Origin of the sequence: Agromyces zhanjiangensis, from assembly GCF_040496055.1 — a bacterium.
Lineage (GTDB): Bacteria > Actinomycetota > Actinomycetes > Actinomycetales > Microbacteriaceae > Agromyces > Agromyces zhanjiangensis.
Window position 1 is genome coordinate 46,671 of sequence record NZ_JBEPKB010000007.1, and the last position, 21,923, is coordinate 68,593.

A 21,923-nucleotide genomic window follows, 5' to 3' on the forward strand; every position below is an offset into this window, starting at 1 on the left:
GCTGGACGCGGCCTCAGCCCTGGGGGTCAGTATCCACCACGGCCGTGGCGACGGCGACCCATGCCACCGCGAACAGCAGCGGGAACATGCCCAGCATCCACGCGACGGGGACCATCGGGGCGACCACGAACCCGGCCCACGCGAGCCATCTCGGCAGCCGACGCGAGCGCCAGGCGGTCACGCCGAACGCGACCAGCAGCAGCGAGAGTCCGATGGTGCTCACGTTGAACAACTGGCTCGCGAGCATCTCGAGGCCGTACCCGACCTCGGGCACCGGTGCGAAGCCGCCGTCGACGGTACCGGCGGCGACGTGCGCGCCGGCGGACGATGCGGCCCCGGCCACGAGCGACCCGACCGCGAGGATCGCGGCACCGACGACGCCGAGCTGCCCGCCGATCGAGGGCGAGGTGCGTCCGACGTCGACCGATCGTCGCAGGAACGCCGCGGCCCAGGCGACGAGGACGCCGGCGAGCGGGAAGAGCACGACGCCGACCAACGACGTCAGGTTGAGCCGCACGTCGTCGGAATGGGCCGCGGCGAAGTCGTCGAGCGTGCTGCCCTCGTAGACATAGGGCGGCAGGGTGAAGACGACGGTGCCGGCAGCGAACACGACGAGGAAGGCGAGGCCGAGCAGCCGTGTCGGATGGAATCGGCGCCGGGTCCGCGTCGTCGGGATGGCGGGGTCGTCGGCTCGCGTGGACATGGCGGGCTCCTTCCGTGAGGATTTCGATGCCTCCACGCTGGCCGTCCCGGTGTCCCGATCGCACGGGACCGTCGGTCCCATTTCCGCACGGAGTGGCTCGAGCAACGGAATTCACGGTCTTCTTCATCACCGTCCGGCCCCGTCGATCGGTCAGAACGCTCAGAATGCAGCGCTGACGCAGAACTTCGGCAAGTATTCGGTTTGCGCCAGTCGAGTGCGCATGTGAGCATGAGGCATGGTCACCGCCGATCGAGCCCGCATCGCGACCCCGCAGGCCGCGTACACCGCCGCGCCCGAGCCCGGGCCCGACGAGGTCGACGCGCTGACGCTCGGCCGCCGCATCCGCGAGCGCCGACTCGCCGCCGGCATGACCCTCGGGCAGCTCGCCGCGGCGATCGACCGGGCGCCTTCGCAGGTGAGCGCGATCGAGAACGGCAAGCGCGAACCGCGACTTTCGATGCTCCGTACCATCGCCCTGGCGCTCGGCACGACGGCCGACGAGCTGCTCCGGCCCGACGCCCCGTCGGAGCGCGCGGCACTCGAGATCGCCGTGGAGCGCGCGCAGCGCGGCCCGGTGTTCTCCGCGCTCGGCCTCGAGCCGTTCCGCGTCGCGAAGACCATGAGCGACCAGACCCTCGAGACCATCCTCGCGCTGCACAACGAGATCGACCGCCTGCACCGCGAGCGGGCCGCGACGCCCGAGGAGGCGCGCCGGGCCAACGCCCAGCTGCGCGCCGAGATGCGGGCACGCGACAACTTCTACCCCGAGCTCGAGGCGAAGGCCGCCGAACTCCTCGAGGCCGTCGGGCACGCGGGCGGCCCGGTCTCCCACCAGCTGGTGGCCGACATGGCGAGCCACCTCGGCTACTCGCTGCACTACGTCGGCGACCTGCCGCATTCGACGCGGTCGGTGACCGACAAGCGCAACGGACGCATCTACCTGCCGACCCAGCAGTCGCCCTCGCGCGACTCGCGCTCGCCGATCCTGCAGGCGCTCGCCAGCCACCTGCTCGGCCACGAGGAGCCCGGCAACTACGGCGACTTCCTCCGCCAGCGCATCGAGACGAACTACCTCACGGCCGCGATCCTGCTGCCCGAGCAGGCCGCCGTCCGCTACCTGACCGAGGCGAAGAACCTCCGCCGCATCTCGATGGAGGAGCTCCGCGACCACTTCGCGGTCTCGTACGAGACGGCCGCGCACCGGTTCACGAACCTGGCGACGGCGCGGCTCGACATCCCGGTGCACTTCATGAAGGTGCACGAGTCGGGCACGATCATCAAGGCGTACGAGAACGACTCGGTGCGCTTCCCCTCCGACGCGCTCGGTGCCGTCGAGGGCACGACGGTGTGCCGCAACTGGACGGCCCGCACGGTGTTCGACGTCGAGGACCGCTTCAGCCCCTGGTACCAGTACACCGACACCTCGTCGGGCACGTTCTGGTGCACGTCGCGCATCGAGAAGGCCAAGGAGGGCGAGTACTCGGTGTCGGTCGGCGTGCCGTTCGAGCACGTGAAGTGGTTCCGAGGCCGTGAGACACCGCATCGTGCGGTGTCGCGCTGCCCCGACGAGTCGTGCTGCCGGCGCGCGCCCGACGAGCTCTCGGGCAAGTGGGCGGATGCCTCGTGGCCGGCCGCCCGAACCCCGACGTCGCTGCTCGCGGCGCTTCCCACGGGCACCTTCCCGGGCGTCGACCAGACCGAGGTGTACCAGTTCCTCGAGACTCACGCGCCCCGCGCCTGACCCGCACGCCCGCACCTCGCTCGCGTCGAAAGGACGAGTCTCGGCGCCCGTCGGCACCTCGTGCCGCCCGTTTCCGTCCGACCGCAGCCCTGCCGGGTCGTCGCGCGCAGCGCGACCGAGTCAGGCGCCGGGCTCGCCCGCGGCGAGGTCGCGGAACCAGGCGAGTCCGGCGCGGTGCGCCATGAGCCCGTAGTCGAGCGTCGCGCGCTGGTAGCGGAACACCTCGCGGTACTCGTCGGGCACGGCGTCGGCCTGCTCGTCGAGGGCGGCGGCGAACTCCTCGAGCCTGGCGAGTTCGCGCTCGACCTCTGCGACGATGTGGTCGAGGATGTCGCGCCGCTCTGCCGCGTCGTCGACGAGCCCGAGCAGGAAGAGCCGGCTGAGCGCGGCGACCTCGAGGTCGCCGCCGGCGAGCGGCGAACGGATCCACGCGTGGAACGCGTCCCTGCCCTCGTCGGTGATCGTGTGGATCTTCTTGCTGCGCCCGCGCTCGACGACCCCCTCGACGGTCACGTGCCCCGACGCGACGAGGCCCCGCAGCGCGCTCTGCAGGCTCCCGAAGCTCGCCCGATAGAACAGCGACGGTCCGCGCTGGAACTGGGTGTTCAGCGAGTAGAGGGTCTGCGGCCCGAGGAGCATGAGCAGCCCCAGGATCACGTTGCCCATCCGGCGCTCCCTCCGCGATTCGCCCCCGATCACGCACCGCCCCTTGTCGGCGGCCGATCGGCGACGTATATTCCTACTCGTGATATCCCTCTTCGTGATATCACGATCCGAGACGAGAGGATTCTCGCAGATGGTCCCAGCCGAGTCGTTCGCCACACGCCTGGACCGACACCTCGCCCGCGTGACGCGCCGCCGTGGCGAGCTCGGTCCGCCGCAGGTGGCGGTCCGGGCTCCCGCACTCGGCATCGACTACCGCTTCGGGGACGCGGACGCCCGGTTCCATGTCGCGAGCGTCGGCAAGCTCGCCACCGCCACGCTCATCGCCCAGCTCGTCGAGCAGCGGGCGTTCGCGTTCGACACCCGCGTCGCCGACCTGCTTCCGAACGACGAGGTCGCCGGTCTCTTCGCGACGACCTCGATGACGGATGCCGCGGGCGGCGCCACCGTCGACCACCTGCTCTCGCACACCGCCGGCGTGGCCGACTACTTCGACGGGCCGGTCACGAGCGGGCCGCGGATACGCGACCTCGTCGTCTCGGAGCCCGACCGGCTGTGGACACCCGCAGACCTTCTCGAGGCGAGCCGGAACCGTCAACGTCCGGTCGGGCGACCCGGCGAGCGATTCCGCTACTCGGACACCGGATTCGTCCTCCTCGGCCGCATCGTCGAGGAGGCGACCGGCCGCGCGTTCCACGAAGTGCTGCACGAGCGCATCTTCGACCCGGCCGGCATGCGCGACAGCGCGCTGCTGTTCCACTCGACGCCCGACCGTGACCGCGACCGCGCGCTGCAGACCTCAGCGGGCGTCACCGCCGCCTCGACACGTCCGGTCATCGCACCACTCCATCTCGGACGGGTGGAGGCGAGCCGGTTCACGAGCCTCAGCTGCGACTGGGCCGGCGGCGGCATCGTGAGCACGCCCGGCGACCTGCTCGCCTTCAGCCGTGCACTCCATGACGGCACGCTGATCGCGCCGGCGACGCTCGCGTACCTCGCCGAGCCGCGCAACCGATTCCGTCCGGGCATCCGGTACGGAGCAGGCATCATGCAGATCCGATTCGGCGGGCTCTCGCCGTTCCTGGCGGGCCTCCCCCGACCGACCGGCCACATCGGCGTGCTCGCGACGCACCTCTTCCACGACCCGGTCCACGACGCCGACCTCGTCCTGAACTTCGCGTCGACGCGCGAGATGCGGCGCAGCTTCATGACCCTCATCGAGGTCGAGCGCGCACTCCAGGCCGTCGCCCGCACCTGAACGCCGAGCTCACTCCGCCCGGTATCCCCGCACCGCGTGCACCGCGAACGACTCCGGGTAGCGGGCCGCGGCGGGCGGCTCGGGCGGGAACGCGTAGACGTTGAGCATGAGCTGCATCGGGTACTGCGGCGACTGCGCGACGCGCTTGCGGACGAGCCCGTCGACGGAGAAGACGACCTCGTCGGGCCGCCAGTCGACCGCGTAGCGGTGCGGTTCGCGCACGTCCTCGTGCACGCGCACCTGCTCGAAGTCGTCGGTGATGGACGGGTCGTTGAACGGGTGGACGCCCATGCCGACGAGTGCACTGCCGTCGTCGGCGATGTCGCGACCGAAGACCTCGAAGACGCAGATCTCGGCGGACTGCGACGGCTCGTCCTCGAGGCCGATCATCCAGAGGGCCGCCATGGCATGCTCGTCGATCCCGTCGATCGCAGCGACGATCTCGACGCGACCGAAGTGCGGCGTGAACAGCCGGCGCTCGGCCTGCGCCTCGCGGACCACGAGCCCCTCGCGGAACGGATGCTGCCCCGAGGTCGAGCCGAGCGGTCCGGACCGCACCGCGGTCTGCAGGTTCGACACCTGCGTCGGCCCGTCGTACTCGACCGACCACGGCGACTGGTCGGCGTCGACGCGGAGCCGCAGGACGCCGTCGACCACGTCGTATCTGGCGCGCGATCGTTCGCGGCTCGACCACTGGGGCAGGTAGTGCGGGATCCACTGCTCGAGGTCGAGCTCGGGACCGGTGAGATCGGCGTCGAACTCGAGCAGGTCGGGGGCGGGCGGCGGCACGGGAGGAGCGGGCGGCACTGCGGGCATGCGCTCGATCCTCCCCTACACCGCCGACACGAGGGTCCTTCATCCACAGCACCGGGCGGACGGCCGGCGAACCCCGGCCACCCTGTCCGGTCGCCCCCGCCCATCACGACGATCCGCCTATTGTCCATCTGTGCAATATGCGGCAGGATGGAGGGCACCAGACCGACTTGGAGTGATCCCACCCATGGGAACGACCGTCTTCGAACGCCGCCGCCCCGCGGCATCCGTCATCGACCGCAGCCTCGCCGACACCGCGCACCGCGTGTTCTGGCTCGACGACCTCGCCGATGAGGCGAAGCGCGCCCGCGCCCGCCTCGAGGGCACGATCGTCGCCGACCTCGCCGTGGTCGGCGGCGGGTACACGGGTCTCTGGACCGCAGTGCTCGCCAAGCGCGCCAACCCCGACCTGCACGTCGTGCTGCTCGAGGCGAAGCGCATCGGGTGGGCGGCGTCGGGCCGCAACGGCGGCTTCTGCGAGGCGAGCCTCACGCACGGCCGCGAGAACGGCCTCTCGCGCTGGCCCGACGAGATCGACGAGCTCGACCGGCTCGGGCTGGCGAACCTCGACGCGATCGAGGCGTCCGAGGCCGAGTTCGGCATGGACTTCGAGTTCGAGCGCAACGGCGCCCTCGACGTCGCCGTCGAGCCGCATCAGGTCGAGTGGCTGCACGAGGCGGCGGCGGATGCCGCGTCGCGCGGCGACGACACCGTGAAGCTGCTCGACGAGCACCAGGTTCGCGATGAGATCGACTCCCCCACGTACCTCGGCGCCATCTGGAACACGCGCACGAGCGCCATCCTGCACCCGGCGAAGCTCGCCGCCGAGCTCGCACGCGTCGCGGAAGAGGCGGGCGTCGAGATCTTCGAGGGCTCGCCGGTGACGCGCCTCGACACCCCCGGCTCGACCGGTGCGGTGCAGCTCGTCACCGAGCACGGCCGCGTCGACGCGACGCGCGCGGTGCTCGCGACGAACGTCTTCCCGTCGCTGCTGAAGCGCAACCGCCTGATGACCGTGCCCGTCTACGACTACGTGCTCATGACCGAGCCGCTCTCCGACGATCAGCGCGCGGCGATCGGCTGGGCGAACCGCCAGGGCGTCGGCGACATGGCGAACCAGTTCCACTACTCGCGCATGACGCGCGACGGCCGGATCCTCTACGGCGGCTACGACGCGATCTACCACTTCGGCGGCCGCATCCGCGACGCCTACGAGGACCGCCCCGAGAGCTACGAGAAGCTCGCGAGCCACTTCTTCACGACCTACCCGCAGCTCGAGGGGCTGCGCTTCACGCACCGGTGGGCCGGCGCGATCGACACGTCGACGCAGTTCACGGCGTTCACCGGCCTCGCGCGCGACGGCCGCGTCGCCTACGCGTCGGGATTCACCGGGCTCGGCGTCGCGTCGACGCGGTTCATGGCCGAGACGATGCTGGACCTGCTCGCGGGTCGCGACACCGAGCGCACGCGCCTGAAGATGGTGAAGACGCGCCCGCTGCCGTTCCCCCCGGAGCCCGCGGCGTCCCTCGGCATCAACGCCACGCGCTGGTCGCTCGACCGCGCCGACCACGACGGAGGACGACGCAACATGCTGCTGAAGACCCTCGACGCCCTCGGCCTCGGGTTCGACTCGTGACCGCGCCCGAGCCCGCGTTCGCCCGCCTCGAGGCGGGTGCGATGACGGATGCCGCGGCACTCCCGCTCACGCACCGGCCCGTGCCGACCGAACAGGTCGTCGACGGCACGCCCACGACCGGCTACACCGCGCTCGACGAGCCCGCCGACGGCGGACGCGCGGGTGAGCTCGGCGTCTGGGAGATGACACCGGGCGCGATGCGCGACATCGAGGTCGACGAGGTGTTCCTCGTCATCGCCGGCCGGGCGACGGTCGAGTTCGTCGAGCCGGCGCTGCCGGCGATCGAGCTCCGACCCGGGTCGATCGTGCGCCTCGACGCGGGCATGTCGACGGTGTGGACCGTGACCGAGACGCTGCGGAAGCTGTTCATCGCCCGCTGACCGCTGCCGCCCCCGGTCGGCCGCGTCGTCAGAGCTCGCAGTCGAGCGCGAGGGCCGCGTAGTCGAGGACCGCGCGGCGGCACTCCGCCCGGTCGAGGCCGAGCCCGAGCAGGGGGTACATGTCGTACGAGTCCTCGAGCGCGACGAGGTTCCGTGCGATCGCGGCGACGGGCATGCGCGGCCGGAACGCCCCGAGCCCGGCGCCGATCTCGAGCGTCGTGCGGAACAGCATGACCTGCCGCTCGATGATCGATCGATGCAGGGGGCGCAGTTGCGGTCGCTCGGGCAGCAGCGCGATGCTCTCGTACACGATCCGGAGGTCGTCGCTGATCTCGTCGGGGATGCCCGCTTCGATCATGGCCCGAAGGCGCTCACGCGGGTCGGCGACCTCCTCGGCGATCCGGCGGCGGCGCTCGTAGAACTCCTCGAGCACCCCCTCGACGGCCGCTGCGACGAGGTCGTCGAAGGTCGGGAAGTAGTACAGCACGCTGCCCGCGCTGACCTCGGCTTCGGCGGCCACGGTGCGCACGTTCGCCTGCAGGATGCCGCGCTCCCCGGCGACGCGACGCAGCGCCGCGACGAGGGCGTCGCGGCGCTGCGCCTGCTTGGTGGAGTACTTCACGTCACCGTTCCGGGGTCAGTCGGCGGTCGTCTCCGCCAGCGCGGCGTACTGCGCGGGGTTGCGACGGCGGAGGACCAGTCCCCACACGATACCGGCCGCGAACAGCACCGGGGTGGGCAGGATGAGCAGCGCGTTCGCGCCGGGTTCGAGACCCGTCACGTACTGGAAGTTGAGCACGATGAGCAGGAACCCGCCGATCAGGCCGAGCGCGCCGATGACGGGAGCGACCACAACCCGGAACCGGCCGTATCCGCGCCGGTCGCGGGCGAAGAACCCGATGACCGACACGGCGGCGACCGCCTGCGCGAAGACGAGTCCGGCGACGCCGGCGCCGTACGACCAGATGCCGAGCTGCAGGATCGGGTCGGCACCGGTGGCCCAGGCCGCGAGGATCGCGACCACGGCGATCGCGGCGATCGTCGTGCTCGCCACATGCGGAGACTTGCTGGTGGGGTGGGTGCGTGCGAGTCGCTTGGGCAGGAGTCCCTCGCGGGCGAGCGAGTAGGCGTAGCGGCTCGAGGCGTTGTGGAAGGCCAGCAGGCACGCGAAGAAGCTCGTCACGATGAGCACCTGCAGCGCGATCCCCGCCCACGAGCCGAGGTACTGCTCGCCCGCGATGAACACGGTCGACTCGAAGTCGTCGCTCGCGACGAGGTCGACCACGCCCTCGATGCCGAAGGCGACCGTGATCATCCAGAACGTGAACGCGTAGAACACCGCGAGGAAGCCGATCGCGATGTAGGTGGCGATCGGCACGGTGCGCGCCGGGTCCTTCGCCTCCTCGGAGTAGATCGCCGTGCCCTCGAAGCCCATGTACGCGCCGAAGCCCGTGACGAACAGCGCGGCCACGCCCGGCGCGAGGAAGACGGCCTCGGGTGCGAACGGCGCCGCGCTCCACGGCTCCGGGCCGCCGTTCACGAGGACCGCGATCGACAGCACGAGCAGGATGCCCACCTCAGCCGTGAGGAGCACGGCGAGCACCTTCGCACCGACGTCCACCTTGCGGTAGCCGAGGAAGGCGACGCACGCGACGGCGATGAGCGACCAGATCGGCCACGGCAGGTCGAGGCCGACCAGGTTGGCGAAGGTCAGCTGGGCGAAGAAGCCGAGGAATCCGTAGAAGCTGACCGAGAGGACGATGTAGGCGAACACCGTGACCAGGGCCGTCCCGATGCCGACGGGCTTGCCGAGCCCGCGCGAGGCGTACGCGTAGAAGGCTCCGGTGTTGCGGACGTGCCGCGACATCGCGGTGAAGCCGACCGCGAAGAAGACCAGGATGGCGCCGCAGACGAGGATCGCGCCCGCAGCGCCGACGCCGCCGAGCCGCATGGTCGTGGGCGCGGCACTCGCGACCACCGTCAGCGGGGCGGCCGCGGACACGACGAAGAACACGATGTCCCACACGCGGAGCCGGCCGCCGGCGAGCCTGCCGGCTCCGGCCGCCTGCTGGGTCGGCGGGGCGCCGGATTCGATCGTCTCGGGGATCTGTTGCGTCATTGCAAGGTCTCCTCACGCGCTGGGCGCTGGTCGGTGTAAGAACTTGAACATGCATTCAACTTTCTGTCGACGGCTTCTGTCAAGGCTGTTATCGTCGGAAGTCGCAACATCTGAACGATTGTTCGAGTAATGGAGTCGACGATGACCACCACGCCGCAGCCCCCCGCCCGCGCCCGCGACCTCGGCGTGCCCTTCGACGGCACCCCCGGTCCCTGGAACGCGATCACCGACGTCCCCGGCGTCGAGGTCGGCTACGCGACGATCATCGAGGGAGGCCCCGGTGACGAGGTCGTCGCACGCACCGGGGTGACCGCGATCCTGCCGCGCGGCCGCGAGGGGGCGAACGTCCCCTGCGCCGCCGGCGTCCACTCGCTCAACGGCAACGGCGAGCTCACCGGCCGCAGCTGGATCGAGGAATCCGGGTCGCTCACGCTTCCGATCGGCATCACCAACAGCCACGGGGTCGGCGCGGTGCACACCGGCATCGACCGCTGGGCGCACGAGGTGCACCCTGAACTGGCCACCGAGTGGATGCTCCCCGTCGTCGGCGAGACCTGGGACGGCTACCTGAACCAGATCAACGCCGGCCACGTGCGCCCCGAGCACGCGATCCTCGCCATCGAGTCGGCCGCGAGCGGCCCGGTCGCCGAGGGCAATGTCGGCGGCGGCACGGGCATGAACTGCTACGGCTTCAAGGGCGGGTCGGGCACGGCGTCGCGCGTCGTGCGCCACGGCGACGAGACGCACACGGTCGGCGTCTTCCTCCAGGCCAACTTCGGCAGCCGCCACGAGCTGCGGCTCGCAGGCGTGCCGCTCGGCCGGGAGACGGCCGCCCCGAACCCGTACGAGGACATCGAGTGGTTCGTCCGCGACGGCCAGCGGGCGCGCGTGCGCGCGGGCTCGGGCAGCGTCATCGGCATCGTCGTCACCGACGCGCCGCTGCTGCCGGGCCAGTGCGAGGCGCTCGCCCGACGCGTCCCGCTCGGCCTGGCGCGCACCGGCACGACCGGCAGCCACTTCTCGGGCGATATCTTCCTGGCCTGCTCGACCGGCAACCCCGGCTCGTTCACCTCGAGCATCCCAACCTCCGAGGTCGGCGACGAACCGTACGAGACCGCCCGCTACGTGCCGTGGGGTCGAATCGACCCCTACTTCGAGGCCGTCGTCCAGGCAACCGAGGAGGCCGTCGCGAACGCGCTCGTCGCCGCGCGCGACATGGTCGGTCGCGACGGGCACGCCAACGTCGCACTGCCGCACGACGAGGTGCGCGCCGCGTTCCCGAGCCGGGTGAGGCCCTCGGCGGCCTGACGCGGGGAGTCAGCCCGAGGTCACCCGCGCGCGTGGATCCGCCGGAACCCGCACGTCGGCGACCTGCTCGAGGTGCGGATGCCGCTGGTCGCCGTCGTCGACGACGCCCGTGTGCCACGTCAGCCTCAGCTCGTCGGGGCGATCGACGAGCATCGCGAGGTTGTTGGCGAACCACGGCCCCTTCACGGTGCGCCAGCGGAACGGCGCATCGGGCACCTTGGCCGAACGCGCGGCGAGCCGGCCGATCGGCGTCGCCGCGCCGTACGACATCACGACCGAGAACCAGCGCATGACGCGCGGCAGCGGGTTCCGGATGGGCGAGCACACCGCCTGGAGGATCCGCGACCCCGGGACGTCGTCGCGGTCGACCTGGGCGAGATAGGAGTAGTGCACGTCGCCCGCGAGGAACAGCACGTTCTGCGGTGCCGCGCCGCGCTCGCCGGCGGCGAGCTCCCGAACCATCCGCGCGACCTTCTGGAAGGTGTCCTCCCAGGCCGCCCAGTGCTCGAGGTCGACGGCCTGGCGGAGCACCTCGCCCACGCGGGCCGCCCGCCGGCCCCAGGCGCCCTGCGAGATCGCCTCGTCCCACGCCTCGACGTTGTGCAGCCCCATCGGGAGGAGGAACGGGAGGGAGGTCGCGATGAGCACGTGCCGGAAGTCCCCTCGCAGCTGCGCGTCGAACCAGTCGAGCTCGTCCGGATCGAGCAGGGCCCGGGCGTCCGGGTCGAGCTGGCGTGCGGCGCGGGAGTCGACGACGACGAGGCGGATGTCGTCGAAGTCGCGCGTGTAGCTCCATCGCACGCTCGTCGGCTCCCGGTCGCTGCGGTCGGCGAACGCGTCGACCTCGTCGGTGAGGTCGAGCTCGTGGTCGCCGTCGTGACCGGCCACCCGCTGCCAGAGTTCGTCCCGCGACCGCTCCTCGGGCGTCAGGTTGCCGAGGTGCTGGTACACCCAGTACGACCCGAGCCCGGCCACGATGCGGCCGTGCCACCACGAGGTGGCCTCCATCTTCTGCTTCCAGTCGTGCGAGGCGTTCCAGTCGTCGCGCACGTCGTGGTCGTCGAAGATCATCGCCGTCGGCACCGTCGACAGCAGCCACCGGTTCGCCGGGTCCGACCAGGCCAGCCGGTACAGGTGGGCGTACTCCTCGTAGTCCTTCAGCTCCTCGCCCGGCTCCTCGTCGATGTCGCGCTTGTTCCGGATGAACTCCTGCATCTCCTCCGACGTGATGTCGGCGTACACCTGGTCGCCGAGGAACATCATGAGGTCCGGGCGCTCGGCGTAGGCGTCGGCGAGCGCGAGCGCGAACGTGCGCATCGCGTCGACGCCGTGCGTCAGGTTCCCCTTCAGATCATGCGGCACGCTCGTGCGGCACGACCCGTAGGCCATGCGCAGGCGGCGGCCCGGCTCCCAGGTCGCGACGACGGATGCCGGGTACTCCGAGTCCGGCTCCGGCCATGCGCGCTCGCCGTCGACGTCCAGCTCGTACGGCAGCACGGCCCCGGGCTCGAGCCCGTCGAGCTCGACGAGGGCGTAGTGGTGGTCGTGCACGGCGAAGGTCCGCGCCTGCCAGCTCCGGCCGTCGGCCCGGACGCGCACGCTCGCGGCGACCTCCGTCTCGACCCAGATGGTGGCGGAGGTCTCGCCGACGTGGCGGAGCATCGGGCCGAGGATCAGCGGGGAGGTCATCACCTCGTTCTACCTCGCCGCCCCGTCGAACGTCACGGGGTTGCGATCCGCCGGAGGACCGCTCCACCGCGTCCGCTCGGCGTCACGGCCCTCCCCCGCGTCGGGGGTCGCCGGCAGGATCGGCTGCGTCCACGGAAGGAGCTCCCATGCCGCAGTTCGCCGTCCTGATCTACGCCGACGAGTCCGCGCACGCCCGCGACGCCTCCGAGGCCGAGCTCGAGGAGAACGATCGGCACGCCGAGGAGCTCGCGGCCTCGGGCTCGATGGTCCTCGCCTACGCGCTGACGCCGCGCGCCGAGGCGGTCTCGGTTCGCCGGAGCGGGGTCACCGCCGGGCCGTTCGTGCCCGATGCGCCGTTCGTCGCGGGGTACTACGTGCTGGAGGCGCCCGACCTCGACGCGGCGATCGCGATCGCGCGCGAGAACCCGGCGGTCCGCACGAGCTCGGGCGGCGTCGAGGTCCGACCCGTCCACAGCGGGGGCGTGATCGGCGGGTCCGGCTGAGCCGATCCGGGTGGGTTCGTCCATCGGGCGTAGCCGCAGAACTCCTTCGGCACGCCTGCGCCGGCCTGCACTCCGATGAGCGCGACGACGTCGTCCTCGACGACTACGCGGCGATCCGTCCCGCCGCACCCGTCGTCGTCGGGGCCGGGTCGATGCGGAACGTGCGCCCGAAGCGTTCGAGCAGCTCGCCGCCGCCCGTGAGCACGGCGATCCCGGGTGCGCCGGGGTCGCCCGACAACAGTCCGGACAACGCGGTCGGCGCGACGTCGAGCTCGAGCACGGCCTGCGGCACCGGCTCGAGCGCGGAGCGTCGACGCGGCTGCGGCAGGGCGCCGTCGCCGACGGGCACGATGTCGAGCGTGCGGCCGACGACGATCGCCGAGAGCGACACCTCGCCCGTGTGGAGCACGTACTCGGTGGGCGGGAGCTCGGCCGCGGCATCCGGTCGGAATGCCGCGCGCAGCGCGAACGCGAGCGAGTCGGCGCTGACGCCCTCGTCGTCGCCCGGCTCCCCGCCGAGGCCCCACCCCCATCGTTCGAGCGCGACGAGCACGGGTTCGAGGGCGCGGCCGAGCTCGGTGAGCTCGTAGCCGCCGCGCACCATCGGCACGCGGCGGAGCACGCCGGCCTCCTGCAGCTCCTTCAGGCGATCGCTGAGGATGTTGGTGGGGATCCGGGGCAGGCCCGCCTTCAGGTCGCCGTACCGGCGGGGGCCCACGAGCAGGTCGCGCACGATGAGCAGCGCCCATCGGTCGCCGACCCGCTCGAGGGCCCTCGCCGTGCCGCCGTGCTGGCCGTAGCCGCGCGCCGCTCGCGTCGCCATGCGGGGTCGCTCGACCTCGCGGGTCAGGCGCTCGCGGCGGCGTCGACGCCGTGCTCGGCCAGGTAGGCCTCGGGACCCATCTGCGCCGCGGCGGGCTCCATGAAGAGGAACCCGAGGATGTTGCCGTCCGGGTCCTCGAGGTCGCGCGAGTACATGAAGCCGTAGTCCTGTGCCTCGCGCGGTTCGGTGCCACCCGCGGCGAGGCCCTTCGCGAGCACCACGTCGACCTCGTCGCGCGAGTCGCGGGTGAAGGCGATGCTCGTCTGCGCGTGCGTCGTCGTGTCGATGATCTGCTTGTCGGTGAACGTGCCGAGGTACTCCTTCGTGAGGACCATGAAGTAGATGTTCTCGTCGAGCACGACGCAGGCCGCGTTCTCGTCGGTGAACGCCGGGTTGATGGTGAAGCCGAGGGCCTCGTAGAACGACTTGGACCGCTCGAGGTCGGTGGTCGGCAGGTTGACGAAGATGCTGGTGGTCATGGTTTCCCCCTGGATGTCCGGTGGTCGGGTCCGGCCGGTCGGCCGACATCCGATAGCTTGCTCTTTGCAAGTGGACTTGTCAATAGCAAGTGAATGGATGTCGCGCCGGCGAACTCAGCGCGCTCCGCTCCGTCGCACCAGCAGCGCGAGGTGCAGCGCCGTCTGCGTCTCCCCGTCGTCGAGGTCGACGTCGAGCAGGTCGCCGATGAGCGCCAGGCGCTGGTAGAACACCGAGCGCGAGAGGTGACTCGCCTGCGCCGCAGCGGTGCGGTTGCCCGGGTGCGCGAGCATCGCAGCGAGCACGTCGAGCAGGTCGCCGCCGCGCGCGAGGTCGTGCTCGATGAGCGGCGCGAGCATGCGCTCCCCGAGTTCCTGGAGCCGGTGGTCGTCACGCAGGGCCGTGACGAGCCGGACGAGGGGGCGATCCTGCGACCGACGCACGATCGGGCCCCGCGCGCCGCGCGCGACGGGCGTGCGCGAGAGGTCCAGCGCCTCCTGCACCGAGACGAGGAGCCCGTCGACGTCGGCGGAGCGCGCACCGATCGACAGCACGACGCCCGAGGCGTCCGTCGCGCCGTCGGCCCTCGTGGCGAGCTGCCCGGCGAAGCGTCGCGCCGCGTCGTCGTCGAAGCGGGTGCCGGCCGGCAGCGACACGAGCAGCACCCGGGCGGATGCCGCCGCACCCGTGCCGACCGGGCGGCCGTCGAGCGCACGCCCGCCGAGCACGCGAGCCGCGGCATCCGCCTCGCCCTCCGCACCCCGCCCCGTCACGACGACGCCGTAGAGGTCGGCGCCGTACACCGGCAGGCCCGCCGCCTCGAGGCGCGCGGCCGCACCGCCGGACGCCGCGAACCGCCCCCCGAGCAGGTGCTCGACGAGTCGCTGCCGGCCAATGCGCCCCCAGGTGTCGTCCTCGCCGTCGGCGAGCCGGCCGAGCGCGAGGGCGATCGCACCCTGCTCGAGCACGCTGGTCCGACCGGCGGGGTGCGCCGGCCCGGGCAGCGCGATGAGGTGCCCCCACCGGATGCCGCGCGCCTCGACCGGCACGATGAGCCAGGCGTCCGGGGCGGCGGCAGACGACCCCGTCGGCGCCCCGCGCCCGCCGACCCCGTTCGTCGACCAGCGGCGGTGCGCATCGCGCGAGCGCAGCTGCCAGCCCGTGAGCACCTCCTCCTCCGATGCCGGGGGGAGGTCGGCCGCGACGACCTCGTGCGAGAGGTTCTCGAGCAGCACCGGCGCATCCAGCGTCTGCGCGAGCTGCTGCACGACGTAGTCTGCCGGCGCGCCGCGCAGGGCGAGCGCCGTGAACCGCTCGCGCACCTCGTCGCGTGCGTGCAGCGCCGCGGTCTGCTCGGAGATGATGCGGCGGTGCACCGCCTGGGTCAGCCCCACGAACTTCACCTCGCGGTGCAGCGCGGCGAGCGCGAGACCGTGTTCGGCGGCGGTGCGGTGCACGACGGCCGGCACGTAGCGGTAGTGCGCGCCGAGTTCGAGCACCAGGCCCGAGATGCCGACCTCGACGAGTCCGGCGATGAACGCCCGGAGCTCGTCCGGCTCGGTCGGCCAGCCCGATCCGGTCGACAGCAGGAGCTCTCCCCCGTCGAGGAGTCGGGCCACGCCGGCGCTGTCGGAGACGTGCACCCAGCGCACGCGCGCATCGAGCGCCGCGTCGCCCACGAGCACCTCGGGAACCCCCGCGGCGACCGCGTCGAGCGCGAGGATCTCGCCGACCGTCGGCAGCGCGTCGTCCGTCCCGAACGCGCCGGATGCACCGGCCTGCCCGGCCGCCGACAAGCTCGGACGATCCGTTCGATCTGCTTCGTCTTCGCGACGCTCTGGCATCCTCTCGGCCTCTCTGCCTCTGTAAGACTGGGGAAACGCCAGCTTAGACGACGCCGGTCGATCTGTCCGATCCCGACGTTCGAGCCGACCAAGCCACCGACGACGCGCTACCGCGGCATCCGTCGTCACGACCCACCGAAGGACTGTCATGAGCCTCACCGACACGACCGCATCGCCCGCCTCGACTGCCGGGGTGCCGCAGCTCGGCCACTGGATCGACGGCGCGCTGCGCGCGTCCACGTCGGGCCGGACTGCGCCCGTGTACAACCCCGCCACCGGCGCGGTGCAGGCCGAGGTCGCGCTCGCGGACCAGGCCGAGATCGACGAGGCGATCGCGTCGGCCGAGCGCGGCTACCGCGTCTGGAAGGACTACTCGATCGCGAAGCGCCAGACGGTGCTGTTCGCGTTCCGCGAGCTGCTGAACTCCCGCAAGGGCGAGCTCGCGGCGATCATCACGCGCGAGCACGGCAAGGTGCTCTCCGATGCGATGGGCGAGATCCTCCGCGGCCAGGAGGTCGTGGAGCTCGCGACCGGGTTCCCGCACCTGATCAAGGGCGCGTTCTCGGAGAACGCCTCGTCGGGCATCGACGTGTACTCCCTCAAGCAGCCGCTCGGCGTGGTCGGCGTCATCTCGCCGTTCAACTTCCCGGCGATGGTGCCGATGTGGTTCTTCCCGATCGCGATCGCCGCGGGCAACGCCGTCGTCCTCAAGCCCTCCGAGAAGGACCCGTCCGCGGCACTGTGGCTGGCCGAGCTGTGGAAGGAGGCGGGCCTGCCCGACGGCGTGTTCACCGTCCTGCAGGGCGACAAGCTCGCCGTCGACGGCCTGCTCACCAGCCCGGTCGTGCAGTCGATCTCGTTCGTCGGGTCCACTCCGATCGCGCAGTACATCTACGAGACCGCCTCCAAGCACGGCAAGCGGGTCCAGGCCCTCGGCGGGGCGAAGAACCACATGCTCGTCCTCCCCGACGCCGACCTCGACCTCGTCGCCGACCAGGCCGTGAACGCCGGGTACGGCGCCGCGGGCGAGCGCTGCATGGCCATCTCGGTCGTGCTCGCCGTGGAGCCCGTCGCGGACGAGCTCATCGAGAAGATCGCCGAGCGCATCGGACGCCTGAAGATCGGCAACGGCGCGGGCGTCGACGCCGGTGACGGTGAGCTCCGTGAGCCCGACATGGGTCCGCTGATCACCGCGGTGCACCGCGACAAGGTGTCCTCCTACGTCGACATCGCCGAGGCCGACGGCGCGACCGTCGTCGTCGACGGCCGCGGGCTCACGGTCGACGGCCACGACGACGGCTTCTTCTTCGGCCCCACCCTGCTCGACCAGGTCCCCACCACGTCCCGTGCGTACACCGAGGAGATCTTCGGCCCCGTGCTGTCGGTCGTCCGGGTCGCGTCGTACGACGAGGGCCTCGGCCTCATCAACTCGGGCGCGTTCGGCAACGGCACCGCGATCTTCACCAACGACGGCGGCGCCGCGCGCCGCTTCCAGAACGAGGTCGAGGTCGGCATGATCGGCATCAACGTGCCGATCCCCGTGCCCGTCGCCTACCACTCCTTCGGCGGCTGGAAGCAGTCGCTGTTCGGCGACAGCAAGGCGTACGGCGTGCACGGCTTCGACTTCTTCACCCGCGAGAAGGCCGTCACCAGCCGCTGGCTCGACCCCGCCACCCACGGCGGCATCAACCTCGGCTTCCCCCAGAACCACTGACCCCCTTCCACGATTCAGGAGCGCACGACCCGCGCCCTGCGCGGAATTCAGGAGCGCACGCGGCTGTGTGCCCGGTCGGAAGCCGGTTCCGCCATCCGACCGGGCCTCGGTCGCGAGCGCTCCTGAACTCCGAACCGAACGGAGCACTGAGACATGACCGATCTCCTGAATGCTGAGCAGCGCATCGCGCAGACGGCGACGGATGACGCCGCGATCGCGGAGACCGCGGCGACCGCGGCGACCGCGGCGACGCCGTCGTATATCGATTCGCGCGGCACGCGGCATCCGCTGCCCGACACCGCCGCCGAGGCCCAGGTCCGCGCCGACGACCGCGCCCACGTGTTCCACTCGTGGAGCGCGCAGGCGCTGATCGACCCGCTGCCCGTCGCCACAGGCGACGGCGCCACGTTCTGGGACTACCAGGGCAAGGGCTACCTCGACTTCTCGTCGCAGCTGGTGAACCTCAACCTCGGCCACCAGCACCCCGACCTCGTCGCCGCGATCCAGCAGCAGGCCGGACGACTCGCGACCATCCAGCCGTCGATGGCCTCCGACGTGCGCGGCGAGCTCGCCCGACGCATCGCCGAGGTCGCGCCCGGCGACCTCGACAAGGTGTTCTTCACCAACGGCGGCGCCGACGCCAACGAGTACGCCGTGCGCATGGCCCGCGCCGTCACCGGCCGCCGCAAGGTGCTGTCGATGTACCGCAGCTACCACGGCGGTACCGCGACGGCGATCTCGCTCACGGGCGACCCCCGCCGCTGGGCGAACGAGCCGAGCGACGGCAGCGTCGCGCACTTCTTCGGCCCGTACGCGTACCGGTCGTCGTTCAACTCCGAGACGCCCGAGCAGGAGGCCGAGCGGGCGCTCGCCCACCTCGAGCAGGTCATCACGCTCGAGGGCGCGAGCACGATCGCCGCGATCATCCTCGAGACCGTCGTCGGCACCAACGGCGTCCTCGTGCCGCCGCCCGGCTACCTCGAGGGCGTCCGCGCCCTGGCCGACAAGTACGGCATCGTCTACATCGCCGACGAGGTCATGGTCGGCTTCGGCCGCATCGGCGAGTGGTTCGCGGTGAACCACTTCGGCGTGACGCCCGACCTGATCACCTTCGCCAAGGGCGTCAACTCGGGCTACGCACCGCTCGGCGGCGTCGTGATCTCCGAGCGCATCGCGTCGCACTTCGACACCGTCGCCTTCATGGGCGGCCTGACGTACTCGGGCCACCCGCTCGCGTGCGCGCCGGGCGTCGCGACGTTCGAGGTGTTCGAGCGCGACGGCATCCTCGAGCGCGTGCGCGACCTCGGCACCCGTGTCGTCGGCCCGCGCCTGGCCGAGTTCGCCGAGACGCACCCGTCGGTCGGCGAGGTGCGCGGCCTCGGCCTCTTCTGGGCGATCGAGCTCGTGCGCGACGGCGAGACGCGCGAGCCGCTCGTGCCGTTCAACGCCTCGGGGGCGGATGCCGCGCCGATGGCGAAGGTCGCCGCGGCCTGCAAGCAGGCCGGCCTCTGGCCGTTCGTCCACTTCAACCGGCTGCACGTGGCCCCGCCGCTCGTGATCAGCGAGGCCGACCTGGTCCGCGGCCTCGACATCATCGATGCGGCGCTCGACGTCGCCGACGCGGAGATCGCGAGGTAGCACGCCTCCGCGCCGTCTCACGCAGGAGCATCCGCGGTTCGGGCCTCCAGTGCCCTGAACCGCGGATTCCCCTGCGTTCACCCGTCGGGCGGCCGGACGGGTGCCGGGCCGCCGGAGTCCGAGCGGCTAGCCTGAGGCACATGGACGCACGCGGGCCCGCCGGGGGGATGCCACGGCGCGCATTCCTCGCGGCGACCCTGGGCGGCCTCGCGGTCACGCTCGCCGCGTGCACCGACGGCGGCCCCACGCCCACGCCGACGCCCACCCGCACGCCGACCCCGTCGCCGACGGCGGGCGGCGTCCCGGCCCCGCAGGCGTTCCTCCGCTCGCGTTGGAGCCGCGACCCGTTCACCCGCGGCGCGTTCAGCTTCGACGCGGTCGGTTCCACTCCCGACCTCCGCACCGCGCTCGCGGAGCCGATCGCCGACCGGCTGGTCATCGCGGGCGAGGGCACCTCCGCCGACGCGCCCGGGACCGTGCACGGCGCCTACGCAGAGGGGGTGCGGGCGGCCCGCACCATCGCCGACCTCGCCGACGAGGGCGACCGCATCGCCGTCATCGGCGCCGGCGTCGCCGGCCTCGCTGCCGCGCGGACGCTCGCCGATGCGGGGCACGACGTCGTCGTCGTCGAGGCGGGCCGCACCCTCGGCGGCCGGCTCCGCACGGTGGACGACGACGCCTTCGGCGGCCCCGTCGTGCTCGGCAGCGTGTTCGCATCCGACGGCGCCGAGCTCCGACCGATCCTCACCGAGGCGGGCGTGGCGACGCGCCCGTTCACTCCCGTGATCGAGGTCCACACGCCCGACGGAACCGTCGTCGCGCCGTCCACCGAGGGCTGGGACGCGATCGCGACCGCACAGGAGTGGGCCGCCTCGAACTCGGCCGACGTGTCGCTCACGAATGCGCTGCTCCGCTCCGGTGCGGTGCCGATCTCGGGCGAGCCGGCCGCCGACGGGCTGAGCCCGAGGGACTGGCTCGTGAACGCGATCACGACCGGCGTCGAGCCGACGACCGGCGCCGCGCCGACGCGGGTCTCGGCGCAGCGCTTCGACCCCGACCTGGTGTGGCGGCCGACGTCCCGCGTCGTGAGCGGCTGGACGGCGCTCGTCGACCGCCTCGCCGACGGCCTCGCGATCGCAGGGTCGAGCGTCGTCACCAGCATCACGGTGGCCGACGACGGCGTCGGCCTCCGCCTGGACACGGGCGAGTCGTTGCGCATGCACCGGGTGATCGTGACCGCGTCCCTCGGCGTGCTGAAGACCGACACGATCACCTTCGATCCCCCGCTGCCGCTCCTCCACCAGCGCGCGATCGGCGTGCTCGGCATGGGGGCGTCAGATGTCGTGTGGCTCGCGTTCGACGAGCCGTTCTGGCGGGCGGATGCCGCGAGCTCGACCGGCGGCGCAGGCGACGTCGTGCCCGCTCCGACCGAGGAGCCCGCCGCGACCGGGGGCGACGCCGAGGTCGCCGCAGGCGGCGAGACGGACGCCGACGCGAACGTCTTCACCCTCGTCGGCGCGACGCCGACCGTGGCCGCCTGGCTCGACGTCGGAGTGGATCCGCGCCGCCCGATCCTCCTCGGCATCCTCGCGGCCGAGCACGCGCGGCGCATCGCCGAGCTCGACGACGACGACGCGCTCGCCGAGGTCCTGGGCGCCCTCGAGCCGTTCGTCGCACCCTAGCGGTCGCGAGCCGCGCTCACCGGCCGCCGGCGTCGCCGGCCTCGGCGGCGCCCGCCGCACGGTTCCGCGCTGCGACCCGCCGGCGCACCCCGCGCAGGGCGAGTCGTCGGTGCACGCCCACGAGCACGGAGGTCACCCCGACGAAGATGAGCAGGACGAGCACGCAGTACACGGCGACGCCGAGGTAGCCGCCCACCTGGCCGGCGTCGAGGAAGAAGTACGGGTACCACCCGATGTCGGCGCCGCGGATGAGCGTGTAGACGAGCCATCCGGCCGGGAAGACCAGCACCAGGCCGATCGTCGCCCACGGCACCGGCGGGTTGACCGCGATCACGGCGTCGACGGTCCAGGCGACCAGGGCGAGCACGGGCACGACGAAGTGCAGGAGCGTATCCGACCAGGGCACCTCGAGGCGGTAGTCGCGCGTCGACGCCTGCACCGCGATGAGGGCGAACACGATGCCGGAGACCAGCAGGTAGACCGTCACGACGGTGCGGAACGCCGCGAGCACCGGCGGGTCGCGGTGCTGCGTCAGGGCGTAGGCGGCGGCCACGAGCAGCACGACGACGGCCAGCATCGCCGACTGGACGGTGAAGTAGCTGAAGAAGTTCACGGACGCGAAGAGCGGGAACTCGAGCACGTACTGGTAGTTGGCGATCAGCGCGACGATCTCGATCACGGCGATCGCGAGCCGGAACGCCCCGAGCGCGCGCCGCGACCTCGTCGTGCGGGCGAGTGCGGCCGGGTCGATCGCGAGCACGGCCGCGTCGGGCGGGCCGTCGATCGTCCCGGCGTCGGCCGGCGGTGCAGCTCGCGTTGCGGCGCTCCCCGCTCGCGTCGCGGCGCTCCCCGCCCCGGAACCGGAGCCGAGGACGCGCGCGGACATGCCATCACGGTAGTCGCCCCGCCTCCACGCCCGTCGGGGATACGCC

The 21,923-nt window shown here is 72.0% G+C and carries 19 protein-coding genes; 9 read left to right on the top strand and 10 right to left on the bottom strand.

What is annotated here, in order from left to right:
• Positions 1-13 precede the first annotated feature (13 nt).
• Complete coding sequence (locus ABME02_RS13475) at positions 14-703, bottom strand: hypothetical protein (protein ID WP_353815865.1); 690 nt, start codon at positions 701-703, stop codon at positions 14-16.
• 235 nt (positions 704-938) lie between these two features.
• Here ABME02_RS13475 and ABME02_RS13480 point away from each other — a divergent pair, with 235 nt between their 5' ends.
• On the top strand, positions 939-2,444 hold the full coding sequence (locus ABME02_RS13480; RefSeq protein ID WP_353815866.1) for a helix-turn-helix domain-containing protein: 1,506 nt from the start codon (positions 939-941) through the stop codon (positions 2,442-2,444).
• Between the two features lie 120 nt (positions 2,445-2,564).
• Here ABME02_RS13480 and ABME02_RS13485 read toward each other — a convergent pair whose 3' ends face one another.
• Positions 2,565-3,110 carry a PadR family transcriptional regulator gene (locus ABME02_RS13485; protein WP_353815867.1) on the bottom strand — a complete coding sequence of 182 codons (546 nt, stop codon included), beginning with the start codon at positions 3,108-3,110 and terminating at the stop codon, positions 2,565-2,567.
• A gap of 130 nt (positions 3,111-3,240) precedes the next feature.
• Between ABME02_RS13485 and ABME02_RS13490 the strand changes: the two genes are divergently transcribed.
• Positions 3,241-4,365: a serine hydrolase domain-containing protein gene (locus tag ABME02_RS13490; protein WP_353815868.1), complete on the top strand. Its 1,125-nt coding sequence runs from the start codon at positions 3,241-3,243 to the stop codon at positions 4,363-4,365.
• Positions 4,366-4,374: 9 nt separating this feature from the next.
• Here ABME02_RS13490 and ABME02_RS13495 read toward each other — a convergent pair whose 3' ends face one another.
• Complete coding sequence (locus ABME02_RS13495; protein WP_353815869.1) at positions 4,375-5,181, bottom strand: glycoside hydrolase family 16 protein; 807 nt, start codon at positions 5,179-5,181, stop codon at positions 4,375-4,377.
• A 184-nt stretch (positions 5,182-5,365) separates the two neighbouring features.
• On the opposite strand from ABME02_RS13495, the gene ABME02_RS13500 reads away from it, so the two are divergent.
• Positions 5,366-6,814, top strand: a complete 1,449-nt coding sequence (locus ABME02_RS13500; protein WP_353815870.1) for an NAD(P)/FAD-dependent oxidoreductase — start codon at positions 5,366-5,368, stop codon at positions 6,812-6,814.
• Positions 6,811-7,194 (top strand): cupin domain-containing protein, encoded by a 384-nt coding sequence (locus ABME02_RS13505; protein ID WP_353815871.1) that lies wholly within the window; start codon positions 6,811-6,813, stop codon positions 7,192-7,194. The genes ABME02_RS13500 and ABME02_RS13505 overlap by 4 nt, the downstream gene beginning before the upstream one ends.
• A 28-nt stretch (positions 7,195-7,222) precedes the next feature.
• Here ABME02_RS13505 and ABME02_RS13510 read toward each other — a convergent pair whose 3' ends face one another.
• A complete protein-coding gene (locus ABME02_RS13510; RefSeq protein WP_353815872.1) occupies positions 7,223-7,816 on the bottom strand; it encodes a TetR/AcrR family transcriptional regulator in 594 nt (197 codons plus the stop codon).
• A 15-nt stretch (positions 7,817-7,831) separates the two neighbouring features.
• Complete coding sequence (locus tag ABME02_RS13515) at positions 7,832-9,313, bottom strand: APC family permease (RefSeq protein ID WP_353815873.1); 1,482 nt, start codon at positions 9,311-9,313, stop codon at positions 7,832-7,834.
• A gap of 141 nt (positions 9,314-9,454) precedes the next feature.
• Here ABME02_RS13515 and ABME02_RS13520 point away from each other — a divergent pair, with 141 nt between their 5' ends.
• Positions 9,455-10,621: a DmpA family aminopeptidase gene (locus tag ABME02_RS13520; RefSeq protein WP_353815874.1), complete on the top strand. Its 1,167-nt coding sequence runs from the start codon at positions 9,455-9,457 to the stop codon at positions 10,619-10,621.
• 9 nt (positions 10,622-10,630) lie between these two features.
• Here ABME02_RS13520 and ABME02_RS13525 read toward each other — a convergent pair whose 3' ends face one another.
• Positions 10,631-12,310 (bottom strand): alkaline phosphatase D family protein, encoded by a 1,680-nt coding sequence (locus ABME02_RS13525; protein WP_353815875.1) that lies wholly within the window; start codon positions 12,308-12,310, stop codon positions 10,631-10,633.
• Positions 12,311-12,456: 146 nt separating this feature from the next.
• On the opposite strand from ABME02_RS13525, the gene ABME02_RS13530 reads away from it, so the two are divergent.
• Positions 12,457-12,813 carry a YciI family protein gene (locus ABME02_RS13530; protein ID WP_353815876.1) on the top strand — a complete coding sequence of 119 codons (357 nt, stop codon included), beginning with the start codon at positions 12,457-12,459 and terminating at the stop codon, positions 12,811-12,813.
• 103 nt (positions 12,814-12,916) lie between these two features.
• On the opposite strand, the gene ABME02_RS13535 is transcribed toward ABME02_RS13530, so the two are convergent.
• From ABME02_RS13535 to ABME02_RS13545, 3 genes are all read right to left on the bottom strand, one after another.
• Positions 12,917-13,636: a winged helix-turn-helix transcriptional regulator gene (locus ABME02_RS13535; protein WP_353815877.1), complete on the bottom strand. Its 720-nt coding sequence runs from the start codon at positions 13,634-13,636 to the stop codon at positions 12,917-12,919.
• 23 nt (positions 13,637-13,659) lie between these two features.
• Complete coding sequence (locus tag ABME02_RS13540; protein ID WP_353815878.1) at positions 13,660-14,115, bottom strand: VOC family protein; 456 nt, start codon at positions 14,113-14,115, stop codon at positions 13,660-13,662.
• 114 nt (positions 14,116-14,229) lie between these two features.
• Complete coding sequence (locus ABME02_RS13545) at positions 14,230-15,909, bottom strand: PucR family transcriptional regulator (RefSeq protein ID WP_353815879.1); 1,680 nt, start codon at positions 15,907-15,909, stop codon at positions 14,230-14,232.
• A gap of 196 nt (positions 15,910-16,105) precedes the next feature.
• On the opposite strand from ABME02_RS13545, the gene ABME02_RS13550 reads away from it, so the two are divergent.
• The 3 genes from ABME02_RS13550 to ABME02_RS13560 all read left to right on the top strand — a co-directional run bounded on the left by ABME02_RS13550 (position 16,106) and on the right by ABME02_RS13560 (position 20,991).
• Positions 16,106-17,671 (top strand): CoA-acylating methylmalonate-semialdehyde dehydrogenase, encoded by a 1,566-nt coding sequence (locus ABME02_RS13550; RefSeq protein WP_353815880.1) that lies wholly within the window; start codon positions 16,106-16,108, stop codon positions 17,669-17,671.
• Between the two features lie 153 nt (positions 17,672-17,824).
• Positions 17,825-19,309 carry an aspartate aminotransferase family protein gene (locus ABME02_RS13555; protein ID WP_353815881.1) on the top strand — a complete coding sequence of 495 codons (1,485 nt, stop codon included), beginning with the start codon at positions 17,825-17,827 and terminating at the stop codon, positions 19,307-19,309.
• A 140-nt stretch (positions 19,310-19,449) separates the two neighbouring features.
• A complete protein-coding gene (locus tag ABME02_RS13560) occupies positions 19,450-20,991 on the top strand; it encodes a flavin monoamine oxidase family protein (protein ID WP_353815882.1) in 1,542 nt (513 codons plus the stop codon).
• Positions 20,992-21,007: 16 nt separating this feature from the next.
• On the opposite strand, the gene ABME02_RS13565 is transcribed toward ABME02_RS13560, so the two are convergent.
• Complete coding sequence (locus tag ABME02_RS13565; protein WP_353815883.1) at positions 21,008-21,877, bottom strand: Pr6Pr family membrane protein; 870 nt, start codon at positions 21,875-21,877, stop codon at positions 21,008-21,010.
• Between the last annotated feature and the right edge of the window lie 46 nt (positions 21,878-21,923).